Annotated in this window: 18 protein-coding genes; 2 read left to right on the forward strand and 16 right to left on the reverse strand. The window is 69.9% G+C overall.

The window, feature by feature from the left end; genetic code table 11:
* Window positions 1–770 precede the first annotated feature (770 nt).
* The 16 genes from ABD357_RS40015 to ABD357_RS40090 all read right to left on the reverse strand — a co-directional run bounded on the left by ABD357_RS40015 (window position 771) and on the right by ABD357_RS40090 (window position 17,882).
* The gene (locus ABD357_RS40015; protein ID WP_344396341.1) at window positions 771–1,328 is read right to left on the reverse strand and encodes a MarR family winged helix-turn-helix transcriptional regulator; all 558 of its coding nucleotides are present in this window, start codon (window positions 1,326–1,328) and stop codon (window positions 771–773) included.
* A 299-nt stretch (window positions 1,329–1,627) separates the two neighbouring features.
* Window positions 1,628–2,926: a metallophosphoesterase gene (locus ABD357_RS40020; protein ID WP_344396342.1), complete on the reverse strand. Its 1,299-nt coding sequence runs from the start codon at window positions 2,924–2,926 to the stop codon at window positions 1,628–1,630.
* A gap of 3 nt (window positions 2,927–2,929) precedes the next feature.
* On the reverse strand, window positions 2,930–4,351 hold the full coding sequence (locus ABD357_RS40025; protein ID WP_344396343.1) for an MFS transporter: 1,422 nt from the start codon (window positions 4,349–4,351) through the stop codon (window positions 2,930–2,932).
* 286 nt (window positions 4,352–4,637) lie between these two features.
* Window positions 4,638–6,023 (reverse strand): aspartate aminotransferase family protein, encoded by a 1,386-nt coding sequence (locus ABD357_RS40030; protein ID WP_344396344.1) that lies wholly within the window; start codon window positions 6,021–6,023, stop codon window positions 4,638–4,640.
* Entirely contained in the window at window positions 6,020–7,231 is a 1,212-nt protein-coding gene (locus ABD357_RS40035) for an aminotransferase class III-fold pyridoxal phosphate-dependent enzyme (protein WP_344396345.1), read from the reverse strand. The genes ABD357_RS40030 and ABD357_RS40035 overlap by 4 nt, the downstream gene beginning before the upstream one ends.
* 32 nt (window positions 7,232–7,263) lie before the next feature.
* The gene (locus tag ABD357_RS40040; protein WP_344396346.1) at window positions 7,264–8,199 is read right to left on the reverse strand and encodes a hypothetical protein; all 936 of its coding nucleotides are present in this window, start codon (window positions 8,197–8,199) and stop codon (window positions 7,264–7,266) included.
* Window positions 8,183–8,533: a darcynin family protein gene (locus ABD357_RS40045; protein WP_344396347.1), complete on the reverse strand. Its 351-nt coding sequence runs from the start codon at window positions 8,531–8,533 to the stop codon at window positions 8,183–8,185. The genes ABD357_RS40040 and ABD357_RS40045 overlap by 17 nt, the downstream gene beginning before the upstream one ends.
* A 2-nt stretch (window positions 8,534–8,535) precedes the next feature.
* Window positions 8,536–9,468 carry a TauD/TfdA family dioxygenase gene (locus ABD357_RS40050; RefSeq protein WP_344396348.1) on the reverse strand — a complete coding sequence of 311 codons (933 nt, stop codon included), beginning with the start codon at window positions 9,466–9,468 and terminating at the stop codon, window positions 8,536–8,538.
* 54 nt (window positions 9,469–9,522) lie between these two features.
* Window positions 9,523–11,064, reverse strand: coding sequence for an AMP-binding protein (locus tag ABD357_RS40055; protein WP_344396349.1), 1,542 nt, complete (start codon window positions 11,062–11,064; stop codon window positions 9,523–9,525).
* Window positions 11,061–11,702 (reverse strand): thermostable hemolysin, encoded by a 642-nt coding sequence (locus ABD357_RS40060; RefSeq protein WP_344396351.1) that lies wholly within the window; start codon window positions 11,700–11,702, stop codon window positions 11,061–11,063. Before ABD357_RS40060 ends, ABD357_RS40055 begins: the two co-directional genes overlap by 4 nt.
* A gap of 346 nt (window positions 11,703–12,048) precedes the next feature.
* Window positions 12,049–12,792, reverse strand: a complete 744-nt coding sequence (locus tag ABD357_RS40065) for a TetR/AcrR family transcriptional regulator (RefSeq protein ID WP_344396352.1) — start codon at window positions 12,790–12,792, stop codon at window positions 12,049–12,051.
* A gap of 1,831 nt (window positions 12,793–14,623) precedes the next feature.
* Entirely contained in the window at window positions 14,624–14,992 is a 369-nt protein-coding gene (locus tag ABD357_RS40070) for a hypothetical protein (RefSeq protein WP_344396353.1), read from the reverse strand.
* A gap of 93 nt (window positions 14,993–15,085) precedes the next feature.
* On the reverse strand, window positions 15,086–15,952 hold the full coding sequence (locus ABD357_RS40075; protein ID WP_344396354.1) for a tyrosinase family protein: 867 nt from the start codon (window positions 15,950–15,952) through the stop codon (window positions 15,086–15,088).
* Window positions 15,936–16,355 carry a tyrosinase family oxidase copper chaperone gene (locus ABD357_RS40080; RefSeq protein WP_344396355.1) on the reverse strand — a complete coding sequence of 140 codons (420 nt, stop codon included), beginning with the start codon at window positions 16,353–16,355 and terminating at the stop codon, window positions 15,936–15,938. Before ABD357_RS40080 ends, ABD357_RS40075 begins: the two co-directional genes overlap by 17 nt.
* 338 nt (window positions 16,356–16,693) lie before the next feature.
* The gene (locus ABD357_RS40085) at window positions 16,694–16,945 is read right to left on the reverse strand and encodes a hypothetical protein (RefSeq protein ID WP_344396356.1); all 252 of its coding nucleotides are present in this window, start codon (window positions 16,943–16,945) and stop codon (window positions 16,694–16,696) included.
* Between the two features lie 295 nt (window positions 16,946–17,240).
* Entirely contained in the window at window positions 17,241–17,882 is a 642-nt protein-coding gene (locus ABD357_RS40090) for a hypothetical protein (protein ID WP_344396357.1), read from the reverse strand.
* Between the two features lie 425 nt (window positions 17,883–18,307).
* Here ABD357_RS40090 and ABD357_RS40095 point away from each other — a divergent pair, with 425 nt between their 5' ends.
* Entirely contained in the window at window positions 18,308–19,579 is a 1,272-nt protein-coding gene (locus ABD357_RS40095) for a glycosyltransferase family 4 protein (protein ID WP_344396471.1), read from the forward strand.
* On the forward strand, window positions 19,576–21,165 hold the full coding sequence (locus ABD357_RS40100; protein ID WP_344396359.1) for a sugar transferase: 1,590 nt from the start codon (window positions 19,576–19,578) through the stop codon (window positions 21,163–21,165). The genes ABD357_RS40095 and ABD357_RS40100 overlap by 4 nt, the downstream gene beginning before the upstream one ends.
* Window position 21,166 lies beyond the last annotated feature (1 nt).

The raw sequence follows: 21,166 nt of genomic DNA on the forward strand, positions 1-21,166 counted from the left end.
CGGTCCAACTCCGCACCACTGGGTACGTGCCCGGCAGCCAGCTACCGTTGGAAGTATTCCCACACGTCCTCCGCCGTCATCCCAGTTGACCGCTGCCGAACACCCTTCGGTGGCAGAGCCCGCTCCCCCGCTCGCCATCCTCTGCCGACTCTCGACCGCTCTCGTTCACCTCTTGGCGCCCCGAACGTGTCTCGTCTCGGTTACCCGTGTCTTCGGTAGAGGTGCCGACATGGTCACGATGAGCGAATCTTCGCAGGTCACATGGGGTTCGGCCCGACCAGCCCTTGACGGCGGCTCCTGCCGGGGGCGCCAACCTGTGGTCAGCCCTGCCTGGGCATCGTCGCAGGTCAGCGGCGCGTTTCGCCCGTCCGCGGCGCTCGTGGTTGTGCGCCCCTGGGGAAGCGAGGAAAAGCCGAGTCGGCAGAATCCCGGCAAAGCTGAGGGAAAAACGCAGGTCACGACCCCTTGGCCATGGCTCGAAATGTGAGCGGCCGGCCACAGGTTCGGGCCCTACGGGGCACCCAAAACATGGCTGGTCCCCCGCTCAAGGGCTATGGGCGCCCAGCGACCTCGGCAGGCGCCGCGAAGGGGGAGCCTGCGCCTGATCAGCCCCGCGCAGTTGGCGGCCTTCTCAGCACCAACCCGCAGTGGATGCTTCGAAGTTGGTACACGCTACCAGGCAGCACGCGACCCTCGGCGCGGGAGGAACGACCGTCGTGGCTCAGGGCGGAGCGCTCGGCGGTTGACCGAGGAAGGGGAGCTGCGGGCGTTCATCCTTGGATGTGCTCCTCAAGTGTCTTCAGAAGCGAGGCGAGTTCGTCGAGCTGTATCCTTCCCATGCCCCGGACGGCCTCTTGCAGATGGCTGCTCAGATCGCGTCTGACAGCCCCGACGCATCGCCGCCCGGCAGGGGTGAGCTGAATGTGAAGGCGACGGCGGTCGCGGGGTACGGAGAGGCGCCTTATCAGCCCCGATGCTTCGAGTCGGTCGAGCCGGGGGGTGAGGGCGCCGGTGCTGATCATCAACTGCTGGGCCAGTTGCGTGGGCGCCAGGATGTGCGTGGGGTGGTGACGGGAGAGTGAGTCGAGGATGGGGTAGTCGGCACGGTGGATGCCGTGTCGTTGATAGATGGGGTGAGCTCGGGCTTCCACCGCCGAGTTGATCAGCTCCATGCTCCTGAACACCTGGCTGGTTTGAGAGTCCCTGGTGATCGCGGAGGCTCTTGCCGGCGTCGCGACTTCCGGCGCCTCAACCGACGCTGTCCGCACGGTCGGTCGGTCGCCCGTTGGGGCGTACGGTTCATCGCCGCCCTGAGCCAGACGGTGCACGGTTGTCGTCCTTTCCGGGCGGTATTGACGGGGCAGCTCGGTACACGCCGCCGGGGGCGTCAGTGCTCGATGCGGTGTAGCGGACCGGGAACGGTTCCCACTGCTGGTGCAGCTGGGCTCGCTCCCATGAACATTCCTAAAATGCGTGCGATGGGGTCCGTTGCCACGTCCTGTGAGGAGGGGGCCGTGGCGTCTGCTTCTCCTGGGTGGAGCTCTGTGGAGGGTCGAAGTCCTTGGTCGTGGCTGGGGCGGTGTGTCACGCGCATTGCGGGATCCCCCTGATGGGTGCGGAAAGAGAGCTACCTGTTTCTGCTCTGCAGTTCGACGACGGTGATATCGGGTGGCGCGCCGACCCGGACCGGAGGTCCCCAGAAGCCTGTGCCGCGGCTGACGTAGAGCTGGGTGCCGTCGATTTCGTGCAGGCCGGCGATCGCGGGTTGCTGCAGGGAGGCGAGGAGGCCGAGTGGGGCCATCTGACCTCCGTGGGTGTGTCCGGAGAGTTGCAGGTCGACTCCGCGGCGGGCTGCTTCGTGGACCATCACCGGCTGGTGGGCGAGGAGGACGACCGCTCGCCCCGGGTCGCGGTCGGACAGCGCGGCCTCGTAGTCCGGCCCGTCGCCGTGGTCGGTACCCGTGAGGTCGTTGACGCCCGCGAGGTCGAAGGCCGGCAGTTCCAGGCGTTCGTTGCGCAGGACGCGGATGCCCAGTTCGCCGATCTCCTCGATCCACGGTTCGGCGCCGGACTTGTACTCGTGGTTGCCTGTGACGAAGTAGCTGCCGTAGCGGCTGGTCAGGTGCCGCAACGGGGCCGCAGCTCGGCCGAGGTGGTCGACACTGCCGTCCACGAGGTCGCCCACGATCGCCACGGCATCCGGGGCGGCGCGGTTGACGATCTCGACGATCCGTTCCGTGTGCCGCTCGCCGAGGATCGGGCCGAGGTGTATGTCGCTGACGACGGCGATACGGAATCCGTCGGCTTGGCGGCCGAGTCGTGCGAGAGGTATGCGTACGCGTGCGAGGCGGGGCGAGCCGAGAGCGGTGTGCATGCCGTGGCCGACCAGTGAGGTGGCCACGGCTCCCGCGGTGATGGCGGTGGCCCGGGCGAGCACCACGCGCCGTGTCGGCCGCGTCGGCCCATCGCTCGGCGCACGGTTCTCCGCCAGGCGTTCCCCCTCGCCACCCGGCATGTGACGTTGTGGTGTCGGACGCCCTGACTCCGTCACGCCCGCAGGGACCTTCTGCGGCAGTGCTTCAGCATGGGTCCCGCCACTGGTACGACGAGACTTGCCGCCACGCGCGACCAGGAGCCGAAGTGGTTCGGCGAGGAGAAGCGTGATCGTCAGGTACATCATCAATGCGAGCCACACGTAGCCCGGCCAGGCGATCCAGCGGCCGATGTGCTGCGGCGCATCTCTGGTGGTGGCCATGGCGAGCGGCGGCAGCACGGCCAGTACGGCCAGTACGGCGAGGACTCTGCCACTGTGCCGGGCGGTGCGCGCGCCGAGGGCGGTGTCGTGGATGAGCCGCCGCCACAGGTACCAGTGCACGAGGGCGCTGGCACCCGTGTACAGCGCGAACGTCAGGAGCGCCGTGACCATCGCTCAGCCGCGCTTCGGCAGCCGGAGCGCGCCGGTGAGCGTGAGCAGGCCGATGATCGCCAGGGTGACGAACGCGGCCTGGTAGGAGCCGCTGGCCGTTTCCGTTCCCGTGCGCTGGTCCGCGGCGATCAGCTGCACGGTGGCGATGAGGTTGATGCCGAGGGCCGCGCCGACGTTGCGGCACAGGGTGATGCCGGCCGTGTAGGCGCCGATCCACTGGGCCGGGGACGTGTTCTGGATGTGCACCAGGCCGGTGGTGGCGACGAAACCGGTGCCGAGACCTGCCAGTGCCTCGCCGATGACGGCCAGGACGAGCGATTCGCTGCCGCCGAGTACGAGGACGAGCGGACCGGCCGTCAGCAGCAGACCACCGATCAGCGCCGTGCCGCGAGCTCCGAAGCGCTTGAGCAGGCCGGCACAGACCGCCGATCCCACCACCCAGCCCAGCGCACCGGCCATGACGAAGAGACCGCTCGCCGTGTCGCCGGCCGTGCCGTGGGAGGCCAGGGCGAGCGGGAGAAGGGTGACGGAGGCATAGAGGACGGCGGCCGCTCCGATGGTGAGCAGGGCAGCGATGCGCGGTTCGCCACTGGTCGCAAAGGCGACCGGCACCACGGCCGCTTGCGGCTTGCGCCGCACCTGGACGACGTGGCCGACGATGCCGACTGCGGTGAGCACCGCCAGGGCAATGACGATGAGGGCCGGGAAGTCCAGGGCGGGGGCTTCGAGGAGCAGCAGCGCTCCGCCCAGGGCGAGGGCGAACGACAGCAAGGCCCAGGGACTGATGGTGCGGGAGCTCTGGGCCTGCGCCGGGGGCACGCGCCGTACCAGGAACGCGGCCAGCGCGGCGAGGGGCAGGTTGATCAGGAAGACCCAGCGCCATCCGACGGTGGCCTCGGCGGCCGTGCCGAGGGCGGGTCCGGCCACCGCGGCAAGGCCCCATACGGCGGAGAGTGTCGCCTGCATGCGGGCGCGCTCATCGGGGCCGAACGCCTGGCCGATGACGACGTAGGTCAGCGCGGCCACCGCGCCGGCCCCAATGCCTTGCGCCGCGCGGGCGGCGATGAGCAGCGGCATCGTGGTGGCCGCCGCCACCGCCGCGGAGGTGACGGCGAAGGCGAGGAGAGCGGCGAGCATCGTGGTGCGGCCGCCGTAACGGTCGGCGGCGAAGCCCGCCAGCGGCGTGACCAGCACGCTGGTGAGCAGGAACGCGGAGATCAGCCAGGGGTACAGGTCGGTCTGGCCCAGCTGGTTCGCCATAGTGGGCAGCAGCGAGCCCACCACGGTGGAGTCGGCAGCGGCCAGGAACAAGGCGAGCAGCACGCCGGCAAGCAGGGAGCTGCGGTTGCTTCGGGCATCGGTCGGCCCGCTCTGGGCCGGTGTGTCGGTGGCGCCGATGCCGCTGGACAGCGAGGTGTCGGACATGAGCGGTCCTCTTCCGATCGTGAGGTCCGGTGGTGGAAGCCCGTGTGGTGGGGCCGGCGGGGCTAGGGGTGGTGCCTCCGCCGACCTCCGGGCCCACCGGCGGCCCGGGGGCGCCGCCGGTGGGAGACGAAGACCATCGGGCCGGCCAGGTGATGGGTGGGCCTCGGCGCCGTGCGGAACTGGTCGGTCCACATGGCGGTAATGGTCTGCGCGGGCAGGACGGGAGTACTGCGTGGCCGTTGTGATCGCCGGGCGGGCGTGGCTCGTGGCCGCACCCGCCCGCCGGTCACCAGTCGACGCGCATCTTCGAGTGGCTGAGCTTCAGCACGAGCCAGGGCGGCAGCTGGTACTGGCGCCGGATCAGTTTCGTGATGCCGTCCGTGAGCCGCCGGGGCCGCCGGTCCAGCCAGGTCATGGTGGCCTCGAGCGCCGCGAGGACCCGGTCGATCTCCTCGGCGGTGATAGTCAGCGGCGGATAGAAGCGCAGGACGGGGTGGTCGATCTGCTCGTTGAGCGAGTGGCCGGTGTGGATGCCGTGACGAGCCATCACCATGGAGATCAGCAGCTCCACCGAGGGGTTGCGGGTCCGCAACCCGGCCATGACGCCGACCCCGGGGGCACCCAGCAGGTGCTTGGGGTGCCGCCGCGCCACCTCGGCCAGCCCCTCGGTCAGGCGCGGGCCGAGGGTGGCGGCCCGGTGGGGCAGGTTTTTGGCGATGACCTCGCGGATGGCAGCCGTCGCGGCGCTCACGGACAGGGCCGAGATGCTGCTGGAGCCGGCCAGCAGCGACGGATGCCACAGCGGGTGCCGCTCGGCCTGCGCCACCACCTCGGAACTGAGCGCGCACACCCCGACCGGGATGAAGCCGCCGGTGAGCGCTTTGGAGAACAGCAGGATGTCGGGGACGACGTCGTCGTGCTCGACGGCGAACATCTTGCCCGTGCGCCCGAGGCAGGTCTGGATCTCGTCCGCGACGAACAGGGTGCCGGTGGCCCGGCAGGCGGCGGCGACCTCCTCGATGTACCCCTCGGGCGGGACGGTGAGGTGGGCGCCGCCGAGGACGGGCTCCAGGAAGACCGCCGCCACGCTCCGGTCGGCGAGCGCCTCGCGTACGGCCGCAGCGTCCCCGTAGGGCACTGTGATCAGTTCGCTGCCGAGCGGCTCGAATGGCTCGCGATGGTTGGGCTGGCCCAACACCGTCAGGGCTCCGAGGGTCTTGCCGTGGTAGCCGCCCTCCGCGATGAGGATCCTGCGTCGGTCAGGGCGGGCTAGGTGGACGGCGCGCAGCGCAGTCTCGCTGATCTCGGCGCCCGAGCAACCGAGGACGAAGCGGTCCAGGCCGGCGGGGAGGATCGTGGTGAGCAGTTCGAAGAGTTCGGCGGTCGCCGGGTGCACCGCACCGGGCGGCACGGTCGGCGCGGTGCACAGGGTGTCGAGCACCGCGTCGCGCACCTGTGGGTTTCCGTGGCCGACCAGGAACACACCGTAGCTGCCGGCGAGGTCCAGGAAGCGGTCGCCCTCCTCGGAGATGACTTCGGTGCCACTCGCGCTCTGCTCGACGGGCCGTGAGGCGGCGGCGAGCATCAGGGCCGCGGTCGGGTTCCAGTGCCGCCCGAGTGAGTCGAGCACGTCCTGCCGCTGCTGGAGGACGGCTTGGGGTACGGCGTTCATGCGGCGACCTCCCGCACGGTGAGGACTTCCTCGGCGACCGCGCGCACGATGCCGTGGATCTGCTCCAGGTCGGCAGGATCGGCGGTGAGCGGCGGCAGGATCGCCACCACGTCGCCATCCGGGCCGAGGGGCGGCCGGACCAGGATCCTGGCCTCAGCCAGGGCCGCGGTCAGGGCTCGTGCCTGTTCGGCGGTGGCGAGGCGCAGCCACACCAGGCCGCCGTCCGCGCAGAACTCGGTCACCGTGCCGAACGAGGCGATGTCGCCCAGGAGCCGCCGGGCGCTGTCCTCCGCCCGGCGCTGCCGGTCGGCCAGCCCGTCGGCCGCCACGGCCGCGAGGACCGCGCAGACGGCGGCCGCCGACAGCGGGTTGGCGCCGAACGTGGAGCCGTGCAGGCTTGGGTTCTTCCCGGCGTACACGCGGTCGTACGCCGCCCTGCTGGTCACCATGACACCGACGGGTACGGCGTCCGCCCCCAGGGCTTCGCCGAGGATCAGCGCGTCGGGGACGATGCCGAGTGCCTGCGTGGCGAGGTCCCAGCCCAGGCGGGCCGGAGCGGTGAGCCGCTCGTCCAGGATCAGCAGGACGTCGTGCTGGGTGCAGCGGTCGCGCAGGGCCCGCCACCACTGCGGGGAGAGCCGGTCCAGCGGGCGGCCGGGGGCCGCGGGTGCGACGACCACGGCCGCCAGGGTGGCGTCGACCTGTTCGAGCAGGGACTCGGGGCGGGCGCTGGCAACCGTCACGGGCATCAGCGGCAGGACAGGTACGGGCGTGGCTCCCGTGCTGAGGCCTTGGCCGTGGGTGAGGGTGCCGAAGTTCTCCCCGGCGATGCCCAGCACGCGCGAGCGGTCGGGGTGGGTGCCCTTGGCCAGTTTCAGTGCCGAGTCGAGGGCCTCGCCGCCGCTGTTGCACAGGTAGGAGACGGTGAGCGGGTCCGGGCAGAAGGCGTCCAGTGCGTTGACGGCCTCGGCCAGCGGCCGGCTGAGCAGGATGCGGCTGGACAGGGCCACTCGGCCGGCCTGTTCGGCGATGGCGGCGGTGACGTTGGGGTGTCCGGCGCCGAAGCCGCCGGTCGACGCGTCGAACCAGTGGCTGCCGTCAGCCGTCTCCATCCTGGCCCCGACCATGCCGGTGACGACGGGAGCGTGTGGATCGATGGTGCCTATGGAGTGCCGACGGACGACGGCACCAGGGTCACGCGAACTCATGTGCTGCTCCAATGGCTTGGGTGGGGCGTGCATCAGGGGTGGACGCGGTCGGTCCCGGCGAACTCGTGCAGCAGTTTGCGAGTCTCGTCGTCCATCCGCTCGTCCACGGGGGACGGGGGCCAGGTCGCGGTCATGGCCTGGCGGAAGGCCGAGGTCAGACGCAGCTGCACGTCCCAGGCGGGGTTGCCGACGGTGTGGTCGACACCGAAGACGTCCACGATGAGCTGCTTGAAGCGGCCCGCCAGTTCGGCGTTGAGCTCCTCGGTTCCGGAGAAGATCTCGAAGGCACGTTGCCGCTCGGCCTCGCTGAAGGACGGCATGATGCACTCGAGGACGACATGGTCGACCTGCACGTGCCGGGCCTCGTCCATGCCGTGCGCCCACAGCAGCTTGGTGAGGAAGTGCTCGCGCCCCGGGTCGAGATGGGCGGTGCGCTTCTCGAACACCGTGATGACGGACTCGCCGATGTACGCCGCCATGCACATCGCCGCGAGCTTCACGTACGGGGAGTCGTCGCCCTGGTAGAGCGCGAGGCGCTCGGGGAAGAGGGAATCGGCGAGCTTGATGTCCTCAGCGGCCAACTCCCGCACGTACCGGTAGAAGAAGTCGGCGTGCAGGTACTCCTCGGCGGCGAAGCAGCTGAGCGCGTGGTGCAGGTCGTACCCGTCGCTGACGGGCGAGGTGTCCGCGCCGAGCTGCGCGGTGATGATCCCGAAGACGGCCGACAGGTGTCGCTCGATCTCGGCCAGCTGCGACAGCTCCTTGACCAGGTAGGCGCAGCCCTCGTGAGCCATGCCGGGACGTCCGTAGACCACGTGGGAGATGAAGTCCAGCTCCCGCTCGTCGGGACGGCCGGGCCAGCCCAGGGCGTTGGGGTGCAGGGTCTGCTCGTGCGCCGCCGCGTAGATGTCGCGCAGCCGGGCGCGGGTGCCGGCGTGGTCGGCCGGCGTGTCAGTGTGCGTCGTCACCGTCACCGTGGACCTCCTCCTCGAACTGCCGGTAGCCGTCGGCCATGCCGACGTGGATCACGTTGATCTGCGCGTAGCCGTCTGCGAACAGCGGCGAGTCCCGCAGCTCCTCGATGAAGAAGTAGTAGGCGCGCAAGTCTTCGGTCGTGATGAAGGCGAAGTCCGTGGGCTGCGCGGAGAACGCCTCGGCGTCGTAGTGCTGGACGGTGAGCCGGTCGGCGTACTTGGCGATCAGCGGCGCGATGTGCTCCTGCTGGAACTGCTCCCGCTCCTTGCCGGACTTCTGCAGCCAGGCCGGGGTGAAGGTGTAGCCGATGAAGATCCCGTACTTCATAGTCAGTTCCTCGCGTAGCTCTGGGAGTTGAGGATGGTGCGGTTGGTGTCGGTGATGGCACGGCGGCCGTGCATGACGCGCGAGTTGTCGATGAGGACGATGTCGCCGTCCTGCCAGGCGATCTCCTCGGTCACCTGCTCGGTGACCTCGATGTACTCGGCGGTGACGTCGTCGGGTATCCGGCTGCCGTCCGCGAACCGGATGTCCGGGACCTCGTAGTTGTACGAGGGGCCCAGCAGGCTGTTGGCCCAGGCGGTGCGCGTGGACCACTTGGTGGGGTGCGCGGCGAACACCTGGTAGTGGTAGAAGAGGCCGCCGTCCGGGCGCTCGGTGAACTCGACCTTGGCGCCCGGGTTGGCCTGGGCGTACAGGTCGGCGACGGTGACCTCGTCCGGGCCGCGCCCGTCTCCGACGAGGAAGGCGGCCAGCTTGCGCCACAGCTCGGCCGGCACGGTGCGGGTGTAGCTGATGGGCTGGGCCGCGAACACGTCCCTGGCCCGCTCGGACAGGGCGTCCCAGACTCGGAAGCCGTCGCACACCGTGGTCTGCGAACCGGAGGAGGCGGCCTTCACGCAGTGGAACCACAGCAGCTCCGGGGCGTACGGGGTCGCTCCGTTCTCCACGTGCAGGCCGATCGCGTCCGTACCGGAGTCGACCTTCTGCGCGGCGTCGCCGTGGAAGACCCGGGCCGGGTCCAGCGTGGTGCGCGAACTGTACTGCCGGACAAGCGCGTTGAAGTCGTCGACCGCAGGCTGGAAGTCCCGGATCAGCAGGTGTCCTGCGTCGGCGAGGAGCCCGTCGAGTCCGGCCTCGTACAGATCGGTGAATTTGGTGCCGGCGTCGCGCGGGGTGACCAGCAGGCCGTCGCCGTCTCCGAGGGCGGTCAGTTGCACCTTGTTCTGGGTGTTCTGGGCGTGCGTCATCGTTTCCCCCATGTGATGAATGTGACGAATTTGATGAAGCGGTGCGTTGCGAGTGATGTCCACGGATCAGGCGACGGGTGCGAGCGCGGGGCGCACTATCTCGTCGAAGATGAGCTGACGGCGCGGGCGGCCGGTGACGGTGAAGTAGCGTTCCCGCAGGTCCTTGCCGTCCGGCAGGACGATGTACCGCTCGGGGCGGTCGGTCTCCGCCAGCGCGCGCTCGGCATAGGCTCGTGCCTGGCGCTCCACCGCGCGTGCGGCATCACTGCCCCGGGACGAGGAGACCAGGACGGCGACGAGATGCTCCATCCCTTCGCCGAAGAGGACCGCGTCGGCCACGTCGCCGCACGAACGCAGCCGTCCTTCCACCCACTCGGGCGAGACGTTCCGTCCGTGCCCGGTGATGATGACGTTCTTCAGACGGCCCAGGATGCGGATGAAGCCGTCCTCGTCGATGAGCGCCCGGTCTCCCGTGTGGAGCCAGCCTGCGTCGTCCACCGGCCGGCTGGTCGGATCCTCCACGGTGTATCCCGCGAACAGGGACGTGGATTTCACCAACAGCTCGCCCTGATCGGACAGTTTGACCGAGCAGTGCGGAAGCGGCCGCCCGACCGTGCCCGGACGCCAGTGCCTCGCGGTGTTCCAGGAGACCACGGAACCGTTCTCCGACAGCCCGTACCCTTCGTGGACGCGCAAGCCGGCGGCGTCCAGGCGCTTGAGCGCCTCAGCGTCCACGGGAGCACCTCCGGCCATGAGGAACGGAGACCGCCCGGCGGGGAACAGCGGAGCACCGTCGCCGTCGCGTACCGCCTTGTCCAGGGCGCTGACCAGCGCCGGCGGCAGCACGGCAGCCGAAGGAGCGACCTTCCGCAACCAGTCGAGCGCCTCGTCGGCCCGCGAGCCCGCGGTGCCCAGCAGCGGCACGGCACGGGGCAGCAGAACCATGCGGCCACCGCGGAGAATCGGCAGGTATACGGCGGTGACCTGCTCGACCAGAAGGCTGAAGGGAACCAACGAGAGGTAACGGTCGTAGACCTCCGACGGGGACACCTCGTCCAGTGAGGAGAGCAGTGCCCCGAGGCCGGCCGCTCGGATCTTGACGCCCTTGGGGGCGCCGGTGGTCCCCGAGGTGTGAATGATCTTGATAATTTGGTCGGGATCGGCTGCGCCCGAGCCGTCCTCTTCCCTCAGGATGCGGCTGCTGAAGTCACGGGGCCGCTCGACCACGACCGGCTCGGCCGAACCCGACAGACCCCAGGCCGCCAACTTGGCTGCTCCCGCGGCGTCCACCACGCAGACCTGGACATCGCGGAGCAGCGATGCCGCCTGCTCGGCGGAGAAGGCCAGCGGAACCGGCACCTCGGTGTACCCGTCGATCAGCAGCGCCAGGTCGGCGGCCACCCACTCCGGGCTGTTGTCCGCCACGAGCCCGACCCGCACACCCGACGTGAGACCACGGGACCGCAGCACCTCGCGCACCTTGTCGGCCCAGTCCGTCATCTGCCCATAGGTGTAGGTCTGCTCGGCCGTGCCGTCCTCGGCCAGGCACTCCACGAGGACGAGTTCCTGGTGCCGCGGCGCCCGCAGGGCGGCGAGCACGTCCTTCATCGCGCACCCGCCAGCGTGCTCTCGGTGGTCGTCTGCTCCCACGTCACGGCAAGGTGCGGGCCGGAGTCACCGCGCATGCTCAGCTGCGCCGCGAAGTGACGAAGGTCCACGTAGCCTGCGACCGGCTCCGTCGCGTAGTACGACCCCCAGCGCCCCTGCTGCTCGGCCGGCAGCGACTCCTCACGCGCCGGGGCGAGGCCGGTGAACTCGATACCGACGCGGGCCAGGGTGCGCGCCAGGGAGCGCGTCACGGTGCACATCAGGAACTCGGCTCCGTTGCACCAGCTCAGGGCCGGCACCATCCGGATGAGCGCCAGACCGGCTCCGGCCTCGCGCGAGGCCAGCGGCCCGATCTCGATCAGGCTGCTCGGCTCGCAGGGCGTCGCCGCATGCGCGGCGATCGCCTCGGCGGCCGGCCGACCCAGGTAGTTGTCGACGAGCAGACCGCGCGCACTGCCGAACGTCAGCCCCGCGCAGGCCATGGGAATCTCGACGCCATCCTCCATGGCGCACAGCGCGATGAAACTGTCCGGAGCCGCGGTGATGTCCGCCTGGTAGTCGCGCCGATACCGCTCCTGCGCGAGATCCGAGCACGCGGACCACAGCGCGGTGTCTCTGCGCGCGATATTGATCTGCATTTCTCCCCCTTTTCCAATCGCCGTTCTCATCTGCCTCGACCGCCTGGGATCTCCAGCCGGCCGAGCAAGCGGCAGCTGGACCCGGAGTGGGTCCGTGCCGCCAGGGATTGGTGCCGTCGCCGGGCCGAACCGGCGACGCGACAGACACTATGACCATCCGTCGATTTTTGACAACTAGTTCACACAACGAGGCGCGAGGGAGATGGGGAGGGTTGCTTACGGAGAGCGCCACCTCGCCAGATGATTACTTTGCGTAACAGCCAGGTTGTTGAAATGGACAAACAACAAGAAGGCGGAAGCACCCTCTCCGGGGGCATCCGCCTTCGTCGCAAACCGGTCCGCGCGATCAGCCGTGAACCAACCGCTCTCCTCCTGCCTTCTCCTCCGCGGGAATCAGGTCGTCCACAACCCGCTGCACCGAAGACGCAGCGCTCGCCTCGATCCGCGGCCAGCCCAGGCCGTGCATCACCGAAGCAGCCACAACCAGGCGATTTCCGTCGGTCGTGACGTCACCCCACTGGAAGCGACGGGACAGCAGGTGGGTGACGGTGTACCCGAGGACCGCCGATCGCAGGGCATCGAGGGCCGCCTCCGGCAGCAGTGCCGGGTGCTTGAATGCCCCCTCACGCTTGGTCCTTTCCACGACAGAACCGATGACCTGACCCATCTGGCGGTCGATCACATCCCTCCGCTCCAGACGCTCCGGCGACGCCAACGCGCCTACCGCGTTGGCGAGGGCCGCGATGCTCGACTCGAACAGCTCAGGAGCGGTCTCCGCGTGCCGCATATAGGCGAGCATGAGGCCGTAGAGCGCCCGCACCCCATCCCATGGCAGATCGGCGATGGCCTGGTAGTACCGGATCTGCCGCTTCGCGCTGTCCGTCGAGAGCGCGACGAGTAGATCCTCGCGACACGTGAAGTGGTTGTAGATGGTTCCCTTCGAGTAGCCGGCCTCGGCCGCCAGCCGTGCCAGGGTGAGGTTGTGCAAGCCGTCCCGCGCTACCACCTCCAGCGCTGTCCGAAGGAGCCGTTGCTCACGCTCTGCAACTTCCTGGGCTTTCCTCTGCGTAGTTCTCATGCCTTCCAGCATGCCCGACTAATGGTCGAAGTTCGACCCCTAGTCAAAAATTCTGTCCTAAAGTCGAGCTTAAGTAAGGCTCAAGTAGCTTGACAGCCAGCGATCGACTTTCACCCGCACGGCGCTGAACTTCAGCGAGGCCCTGAATCTTCGACTGATACGGCTGCGTGACTGCAGGTCGGTGCGGACTACTCACTCTCGCCGGCTGGCCACAGGGCACACTGACGCCATGCAGTCGACATTTCGAACGGAGTTGCGACCGTCAGGCCTGCCGCCTCCTCCGCAGGGGCGGAAGATTTCAGCCGTCTTCCACAGAGAGGCCAGATAAGCCACGCCCGGCACTGCGTGTTGACGGTCTCGGCGACGGGCAAGTCCTGACCCTCTGACGGCGGGAGAATTTCACCCAAACTGGGCCAGACTACAGCCGTCGCCGACAGATGGTGGAGTGCGGCAGCGCCGACCTGCGCAGCAACTGGCTGTTCCGCTCAGTCAGCGACTGAGGCCTGCCTCTCGTGCGACGCATGCCCAGATGGCGTGTTGACGGGTGGTGAAGCCCGCCCGGTTCCAGGTAGAGGTGGATTTGTCGGGCCAGGTTGCCCGCAGGCCGAGCTGAAGGTCGCCCGCGCATGCCGCGTCCGCGAAGGCTTGGGCGCCGTGCTCCATGCCATGGATCCGAGACCGTGAGGGTGTCAGAGGGCCGTTGGAGAGTGTGGGAGAACATCGAGTGCGAGGAGTCGCGGAGCGTGTAAGTCGAGCACTCACGGCTACCGCACCGTCACTCCTCGCTGTCTCCGGGAGGGCAAGCGGCTTGTTCCTGATCCGCAAGAAACTTCAGGACGTCGCGGATCACATCCAGTTGGCGCCGTCGCAGCTCCTCGCCATCCGGCCCGTCTACAACGACGTACCGGACATGAACAGAGGGCGGGGTCCCCATCTGCCGCGCCCCGACGAAGGGGTCGGCTGCGCGCGCTCTGCATTCGCCATGCCACCACCTTCTCCCCGGCTCACCGGGTTTCCGCGATGTCGGCCGAACTCGTGGAAGGCGTCAGCAGGGGGCGGTACTCTCCCCCACCACACTCGTGGATTCTGCAACCGTCGAGTCCGCTCCCGGCGGAAGCGGCACCAGCCGGGCCCGTCCCTCTACCGCCACCACGGCGCAAATACGCAGGTCAGCGCCGTGGGCACGACCAGCCATGTTCTGTGGCTCCCGCCGGGGGCGCTGCTTTTTCGCAGGCCAGAGGCAGTTGTTAGTGCCTTGCAGGTCGCCGAGCCCAGACGCCAAGTAGGTTCGTGCCGTGCTCAGCACAGCGGATCGCCGAGAAGCTGGGCCCCGGGAAGACCGCACAGTCGAGGGCACTGCTCGATCAGGTGGCTGCCGCCGTCCGGGAGGTCTGACTGGTCCCGCCCGCCTTCGGCCTGACTCCGGACGGTGGGCTTCCCGAACTTCGCCGTCAGCCACCGGACCGACTCTGACGGCCGCCTCGACCTCGGCAACCTGCTCGACGAGGCCTTCGCCGCCGCGTGGAACGCTCAACGAGGCCGGGGGGATGTCGACGGGGCTTGGCAGGGCGGAACAGGAAGTCCTCGAAGGCCTCCAGCGCGAGCATCAACAGCATCATGAAGACCGGTAGGAGCAGGGCTATCAAGATCACGGAGCCTCCCGAGGGAAGTGTGATCGGGCTCTGCGGCTGGCTGGTTCTCGCTCGACGGGCTCGCGAGAACGCCGCCCCTCAAGCCGCGCGTCTGCTGGTCACCCGCAGTCACCTCCTGCGTGCAGCCGGGTCCCCCTCAGTGTGGGGCTGAACGGAGTAACACGCATGCCGAGGCCCCGTGCAGTGAGCACTCATCTCCGGCGACCTCGGGGGACATGGGGCTGCAGGGCGCGGAGGACACCCTCGGGATCGGGGACCGAGAGGGCCAGGCGGCGAAACGGCGCACTGCGGCTCAGTTCGACGCAGAGCACCGCTCCCCCTCCTCGGACCACCGCGAAGTCCTTGCCGTGCGGCAGCTGCCGGACCCCCGCGTACAGCTTTTCGGGAATCCAGACGCCGCTGCCGTGTACGCCGCGAAGAGCGCGCCACCAGTCGGGCTCGACATACACGCCACGCAGCGCGGCGACGGGCACGCGAAGACCCCGGCGGCGCGCTGCCAGCTTCTCCCACCAGGCGAGGCGTACGACGATGTCGGCGCCCTCGACCACCACGCGGGCCATGCTCTTCCTCCGGCCATTGCTCCGGCCATTACCCACAACGGCAGCACCACCACGGGAAGGACCGGCACGGCAGGGACCGGCACGTCGTGCGGCCTACGCGTACCGGTAGATCGCGCTGTGGTCCTCCATCTCGCCCGGCGTCACGTCCCATGGCGGCATCCGCTCATTCCGCGCGGCGACCCGGCCGCGCTGCGCGTCGCCCCGGGCCGGCGGCCTGGCGGGGAGATAGCGGGCGCTGGGATGCCGCCGCTGCCAGCGGGACCAGAGGAGGTCGACGAAGGCGTGGTGCAGCCAGAAGACGGGGTCGTTGACGGAGGCGCCGCCGACCATGTGGCCGCCGACCCAACGGTGGACCCGGTTGTGCGTACGCCATGACACGGAGCCCCGCCCCGACCCCCATCCCTCCAGCTTGTTGCGGAAGCCTTTGGCGGACGTGGAGTCCCAGGGAGCCGTGTCGTAGACGGGGTCGTCGAGGGCCCGTTCCACATCCTCAGCCGTGGGCAGCGCGATCGGGTCCCGCCGGCGGCCCAGGTCGCGCGTGAGGAACTCGGTGTCGGTGATCCCCACCTCGATGGTCCACGCGCCGTTGCCGTAGGCGAAAGGGCCGGTCATGACCTGCCGGTCGGACCGCCGCCCGGTGCCGCCGAGCAGGTCCTCGGTCCAGGGAACGGACGTGGTGGTGCGGTCGCGTGTCCAGTCCCAGTACGGCACGGTCACCGAGTCGTCCACGCGGCGCAGCGCCTCCTCCAGGTCCATCAGGAACCTGCGGTGCCAGGGCAGGAAGGAAGGAGCCATATGGGCGACGCGCAGCCCGGGCTCGCCGTCGGAGCGGTAGTACTCGATGTGCGTGCGCACGAACTCGTCGTACTCGCCACGGCGCTTCACCTCGAGCAGCGCGTCGACGAACCGGCGCCGCTCGGACCGGGTGAGCGTGCTGACGTCCTTACGCGTGTACACCACAGCGGTGATCCCCCTTAGTTCCCGTGTCCCCGTTAGTTCCCGTGTCCCCGTTAGCTCCCGGGTCCCCGCACGGCGTACGGCCGCTGGTGTCATCCGGCGCGCCTTCCGGTGCGCCCAGCCCTGCGGTGGGGCCGAGTTCGTCGACGGCCGCGCGCGTGGCGGCGAGCGGAGTCGCGTACGACTGGTAGTGGTCGACCATGCTCACCCAGCTGCCGTCCGCCCGGCGCATCAGATGCAGCGGCCGGCCGTCCACGGCGATGTGCCAGGTGCCGGAGCCACCACCCCCGGACCGCCCGTCGTCGTGCCAGACACCGACGATCCGGCGTCCGCGATACGTCTCCTCGAACCGCGTCTCCTGCACCCCGGCCGCCCTCGACGCCACCACGAACGGTGCGGACGCCATCCCGACCACCGCCGCGAACGCCCCCCGCAACACACGCCGCCGCCCCGCGGGCTCAGCCGCACTGCGTACCGGTCGTGCCGATGGAAACCTCAATGTTCTGCTGCTCGACAACGATCTGTCTCCTTCCTCGTCTCTGCGCGGAACGCACTGAACGCACGGAATGCACGGAACGCTGAACAGGGTCAAAGGGCCGATCCCGCATGCGGCGGAATCGGCCCAGGGAACCCAGGGACGGTCACAAGCACCGATACACAGATCCGGAAAGGAGCCCGGGCGGAAAATCCGAGCGAAGGCCCGAGACGAAAGTGCGCCCTAATCCTTCACTTCTGCACGAGTTCTCAGCGCCCCACCGGGCCGTTACCCACGGTGCCCGTCGTCTTCTCGACGGCCTTGGGCACCAGGCCCTTCTCCGTGTCGAGCATCTTCTGGCCGTCCAGCCCCGGCGCTTTGACACCCTGCGTGAGGTTGCGCACGTTCCCATTGAGGTCGGCGGGCTGACTCCCCGCGACGTCGGCGGCGACAGCGGGGGTGGCGAGACCAGCCACGACCAGGGAACCGGCAACGATGGCGGCAGCCTTCAGAGACTTCATCGCGTTCCTTTCTTCGGCAACCCGTGAGTCGCCAGCGGGAATTGCTTCACCGAAGCCAACGAGCCCCGGACACCACGGAAACCCCGAACACCGAAAATTCCGGCCCGCCGCAGAGAAGGTCACCCGAATGAAGGGCGCGTCTTATCCGCGTTTCTCATCCTCCTATGAACGCGACCAAGAAGACGGGGCAACGGGGGTCCGGCCGGAGAAACGGACGCCGTACCGATCCGCGACGGCGTCGGTACGGCGTCCGGGCCGAGTTGTGCCTGCTTCGCCTCAGGCACAACTCCCGTTCTCAGGAAGGCTGTTCAAGGGGCAGGCCAGGGATGGGCAGGCCGGGAATGGGCAGGCCGGGGAGTCCGCCCAGGAGGGCGAGGACGACGGCCACGAGCTTCAGCGACACGGTCTTGACCGCGGCGAGGGCACCCTCGATGTCACCGGAGGTGGCGGCGGCGACCAAGGCGGTCACGGCCTCCTGCAGGGCGGCGAGCGCATCCTGCAGGCCGTCAGCGGGCAGCTGGGCCGACGTCGCCGGATCGGCCGGCGTCACCGGCGCCAGGGGCGAGGTGGAAGTCGTCACGCCCGGCGTGGACGGGGTCGACGGGTCCGCGGGAGTCACCGGGTTCGCGGCGGCCGCGGCGATGGCGGCCTTGGCGGCGTCGCCGAGCCTCGTCACCTCCGCGGCGGAGAGCTGGGAGTTCTCGGCCTGGGCCTTGAGCACGGCGTTCTGAAGTTCGGTGACCGGGGCCACCACGGAGCTGACGGTGCCCAGCTGCTGGACCTGGCTCTGGAGGGTGGCCGCGTCGTTGGCCGGGGCCGACTCGCGAGTGCTTTCCCGCGCTGTGTCGGCCGCCATGGCGGTAGGAGCCGTGACACCGATCAGAAACGTGGCGCAGAGTGCGGTGGTCGCGATGCGCCGTGCCGAAGGAGCACGCATGGAGGTTCCTTTCGCAAGGGTGCGTGGGGTCTTGGGGCCACCCTTAAACCGGTGGCCACACACTGCAACCGATCAGGCGCCCAGAGCGACCGTCAGGCTGCTCCCGACCAGGCATCGCCACTGGTGAGCGGCACTGTTCGCTCCCTCCCGGCACTCCGCCCCGTTCGGCGCAGCACCCCGACGGCACCGGCCCTACAGCCACCGACACGAGACGATGATTTAAGCACTTTGTCACTCTTGCCCGATATACGAGGTATTCCGGGATAGAGTGACGCACCGTCAGCCGAATTTGATGTTCCTCGCGAAAGGGCAACGCCGGTCATGGGTCATGCCCGGGTTCTTTCCACTGCGACTCACACGGAGGTCCGCCCGTCCCACGGCCCGTCAGGGCGGGACGACCGCCCTTCGGGTCGACTCGTACGGTGATGGTCAGCCGGTCCGCCGGGTCGTTGCGCGGTGCGACGCGGCGAGGGACTTCGCCGCGCGTCCTCCACGTCACCCAGCCGGTGGACGGTGGCGTCGCCCACGTCGTCACCGAACTGGTGCGGGCGCAGCGTGCGGCCGGTTTCGACGTCACGGTCGCGTGCCCCGGCAGCGGCCTCGCCCGGACACTGCGGGAACTCGGCGCGGACGTACGGCACTGGCCCGCCACCCGCGCGCCGGGATGGTCGCTTCCCGGTGAGGTACGCCGGCTCGCACTCATCGTCGACGAGATCCGGCCCGAGGTGCTGCACGCGCACAGCGCCAAGGCCGGGCTCGCCGCCCGGCTGGCGGTCAGGGGGCGGATCCCGACCGTTTTCCAGCCGCACGCCTGGTCGTTCGAGGCGGTCGGCGGGCTCACGGCGGCGGCAGCCCTGGCGTGGGAGCGGCGGGCGGCGCGATGGGCCGCCCGTGTGGTGTGCGTCAGCGAGGCAGAGCGCGCGCGAGGCGTACGGGCCGGAGTGCGGGCCAACTGGCGACTGATCCCCAACGGGGTCGACCCACAGCGTTTCCAACCCGCCGCCGACACGGCCACACAAGCCGACACAGCCGTACAAGCCCACGCCACCGACACCCTCGTACAAACCGAGACCCCCGTACGAGCCACCCCTGCGCCCCTCGCCACCCTCGACCGGTCCGCCCTCCTGGTCGTCTGCGTAGGACGGCTGTGCCGGCAGAAGGGCCAGGACGTACTGCTCGAGGCGTGGCCCTCGGTCCTGCGACGCGTGCCCGGGACCCGGCTCGCCCTCGTCGGGGACGGGCCGGACGAGGAGCTGCTGCGGCACCGCGCGCCCGAGGGCGTGCTGTTCGCCGGTGCCGTCGCCGACGCCGTGCCCTGGTACCAGGCCGCCGACCTGGTGGTGCTGCCGTCCCGCTGGGAGGGCATGGCGCTGGCACCGCTGGAGGCGATGGCGTGCGGTCGGCCCGTGGTGGTCACGGACGTGGCCGGGGCGCGCGAGAGTCTGCCGCCCGGTCACCTGACGCACTGCCTGGTACCCCCCGGCCGGCCGGGCCCCCTGGCCGACGCGCTCACCCGCGCGCTGCTCGATCCGCCGCTGCGCGAGTCGCTCGGCCGCCACGGGCGCCGCCACGTACTGACCGCGCACGACGTGCGGCACTCGGCCGAGGCGGTCGCGGCCCTCTACCGCGAACTCCTCGGCTCCGGGCGCCCGGTGACCCAGGAACCCATCGAGTGCAGGGAGTCCATCCGCTCGTGACCGTCGAACGCACCGCCTCTCCCCTCGCAGCCCAGCAACCGGAGCGGGGATTCCTGCCCGTCTCGGTCCTCCCCGCACGCGGGGCCCCCGGCGGCTCGGGGTTCCCCGCGAGGCAGCGGCCCGCGGCGCGGCGCACCCCCGCGCTACCCCTGCTCCTCGTGGACGCGACGGCCGCGCTCACCGCCGCTCCGGCCCTCCCCCACCCCCTGCTGACCGCGCCCCTGCTGCTCGCCGTCCTCTGGCTGAACGCGCTGGCGGCGCTGTACCGCCAGGCCGCCGTGCCCGCCGTCCTGGACGAACTCCCCGCCCTCTGCGCCCGGATCACGGTGACCTGGTGTGCCCTCGCGGCGCTGGTCGCGGCGCTCTCCCCGGCCCACGCCCCGTCCGCCCGTACGCTGCTGACCGGCTGCGCCCTGCAGACGGCGGCGAGCTGCGCAGGCCGCGGCCTGGTGCACTGGCGCCGCCGCCGGATGCTGGTCCGCAACCCCGCCGCCGCCCTCGTCGTGGGCCCGGCCGCCACCGCCCAGCGCGTGGCCGCCGCCTTCCTGCGCCGGCCGGGGTGCGGCCTCAGACCGGTGGGCGTCCTCGCCGACGACACGGCAGGCGGTGCCGGGCTGCCGGTGCTCAGCACGGATGAGGAGGTGCAGCGGGCCGTCGTCCAGAACGGCGTACGGGCCGTGCTCCTCGTCGGACTCGTCGGTGAACACGGCGCACTGGTAAGGGAGTTGGCTGAATCAGGCTGCGCGCTGTGGGAGATCGACGCGGAGATGCCGTCGTACGACCCGCCCTTGAGCCCCGCGTACGAGCAGGCCGACCGCACCGCCTACGACCTGTCAGGAACCGCGACCGGCAAAGGCCCCGCCCCACATGACGGACCCGGCAGCATGGCACTCGCGCACACGGGCCCCCCGGCCTACGAGCCGTCAACCAGCCACCTGTTCTATCCCCGTACCCCCCGCGAGCGCATCGCCGGCTTCCCCTGCCGTCGCCTGGAAGTCGGCCGACGCCCCATGAGCCCCGCCAAACGCGCCCTGGACGTACTGGTCTCCGGTGCCCTGCTCCTGCTCGCCGCCCCGGTACTGCTGGCCTGCGCACTGGTGCTGCGGATCAGCGAGGGACCGGGAGTCGTCTTCCGCCAGGAGCGCATCGGCGAGTACGGACTCCCCTTCACCCTTCTGAAGTTCCGCACCCATCGCCCGGCCGACGAGCACGAGGCCGCCACCCGCTGGAGTGTGGCGGGCGAGCGGGACATGAGCCGGTTCTGCCGCTTCCTGCGCCGGACCTCGCTCGACGAGCTTCCCCAGCTGTGGAACGTCTTCCGAGGCGACATGAGCCTTGTCGGGCCACGCCCCGAACGCCCGTACTTCGTCGCCGGCTTCAGCCGGACCTACCCCGGTTACGCCGCCCGCCACCGTATGCGGACCGGCATCACCGGGCTCGCCCAGATCCAGGGGCTGCGCGGCGACACCTCCATCGAGGACCGCGCCCGCTTCGACAACGCGTACATCGACGACTGGTCGCTGTGGCAGGACATCTGCATCCTGCTGCGCACGGCCGCCGCGCTGGTGCGCCCGACGGGGAGCTGAC

Source organism: Streptomyces vastus (assembly GCF_039532825.1).
Lineage (GTDB): Bacteria > Actinomycetota > Actinomycetes > Streptomycetales > Streptomycetaceae > Streptomyces > Streptomyces vastus.

Bases quoted from the DNA above. Each gene is read 5' to 3' on its own strand.
- ABD357_RS40020 (WP_344396342.1), bottom strand. From the start codon at position 2,926: ATGGTCACGGCGCTCCTGACGTTCGCGCTGTACACGGGTGCCAGCGCC.
- ABD357_RS40025 (WP_344396343.1), bottom strand. From the start codon at position 4,351: ATGTCCGACACCTCGCTGTCCAGCGGCATCGGCGCCACCGACACACCG.
- ABD357_RS40030 (WP_344396344.1), bottom strand. From the start codon at position 6,023: ATGAACGCCGTACCCCAAGCCGTCCTCCAGCAGCGGCAGGACGTGCTC.
- ABD357_RS40035 (WP_344396345.1), bottom strand. From the start codon at position 7,231: ATGAGTTCGCGTGACCCTGGTGCCGTCGTCCGTCGGCACTCCATAGGC.
- ABD357_RS40045 (WP_344396347.1), bottom strand. From the start codon at position 8,533: ATGAAGTACGGGATCTTCATCGGCTACACCTTCACCCCGGCCTGGCTG.
- ABD357_RS40050 (WP_344396348.1), bottom strand. From the start codon at position 9,468: ATGGGGGAAACGATGACGCACGCCCAGAACACCCAGAACAAGGTGCAA.
- ABD357_RS40055 (WP_344396349.1), bottom strand. From the start codon at position 11,064: ATGAAGGACGTGCTCGCCGCCCTGCGGGCGCCGCGGCACCAGGAACTC.
- ABD357_RS40060 (WP_344396351.1), bottom strand. From the start codon at position 11,702: ATGCAGATCAATATCGCGCGCAGAGACACCGCGCTGTGGTCCGCGTGC.
- ABD357_RS40065 (WP_344396352.1), bottom strand. From the start codon at position 12,792: ATGCTGGAAGGCATGAGAACTACGCAGAGGAAAGCCCAGGAAGTTGCA.
- ABD357_RS40070 (WP_344396353.1), bottom strand. From the start codon at position 14,992: ATGGCCCGCGTGGTGGTCGAGGGCGCCGACATCGTCGTACGCCTCGCC.
- ABD357_RS40080 (WP_344396355.1), bottom strand. From the start codon at position 16,355: ATGGCGTCCGCACCGTTCGTGGTGGCGTCGAGGGCGGCCGGGGTGCAG.
- ABD357_RS40085 (WP_344396356.1), bottom strand. From the start codon at position 16,945: ATGAAGTCTCTGAAGGCTGCCGCCATCGTTGCCGGTTCCCTGGTCGTG.
- ABD357_RS40090 (WP_344396357.1), bottom strand. From the start codon at position 17,882: ATGCGTGCTCCTTCGGCACGGCGCATCGCGACCACCGCACTCTGCGCC.
- ABD357_RS40095 (WP_344396471.1), top strand. From the start codon at position 18,308: ATGGTCAGCCGGTCCGCCGGGTCGTTGCGCGGTGCGACGCGGCGAGGG.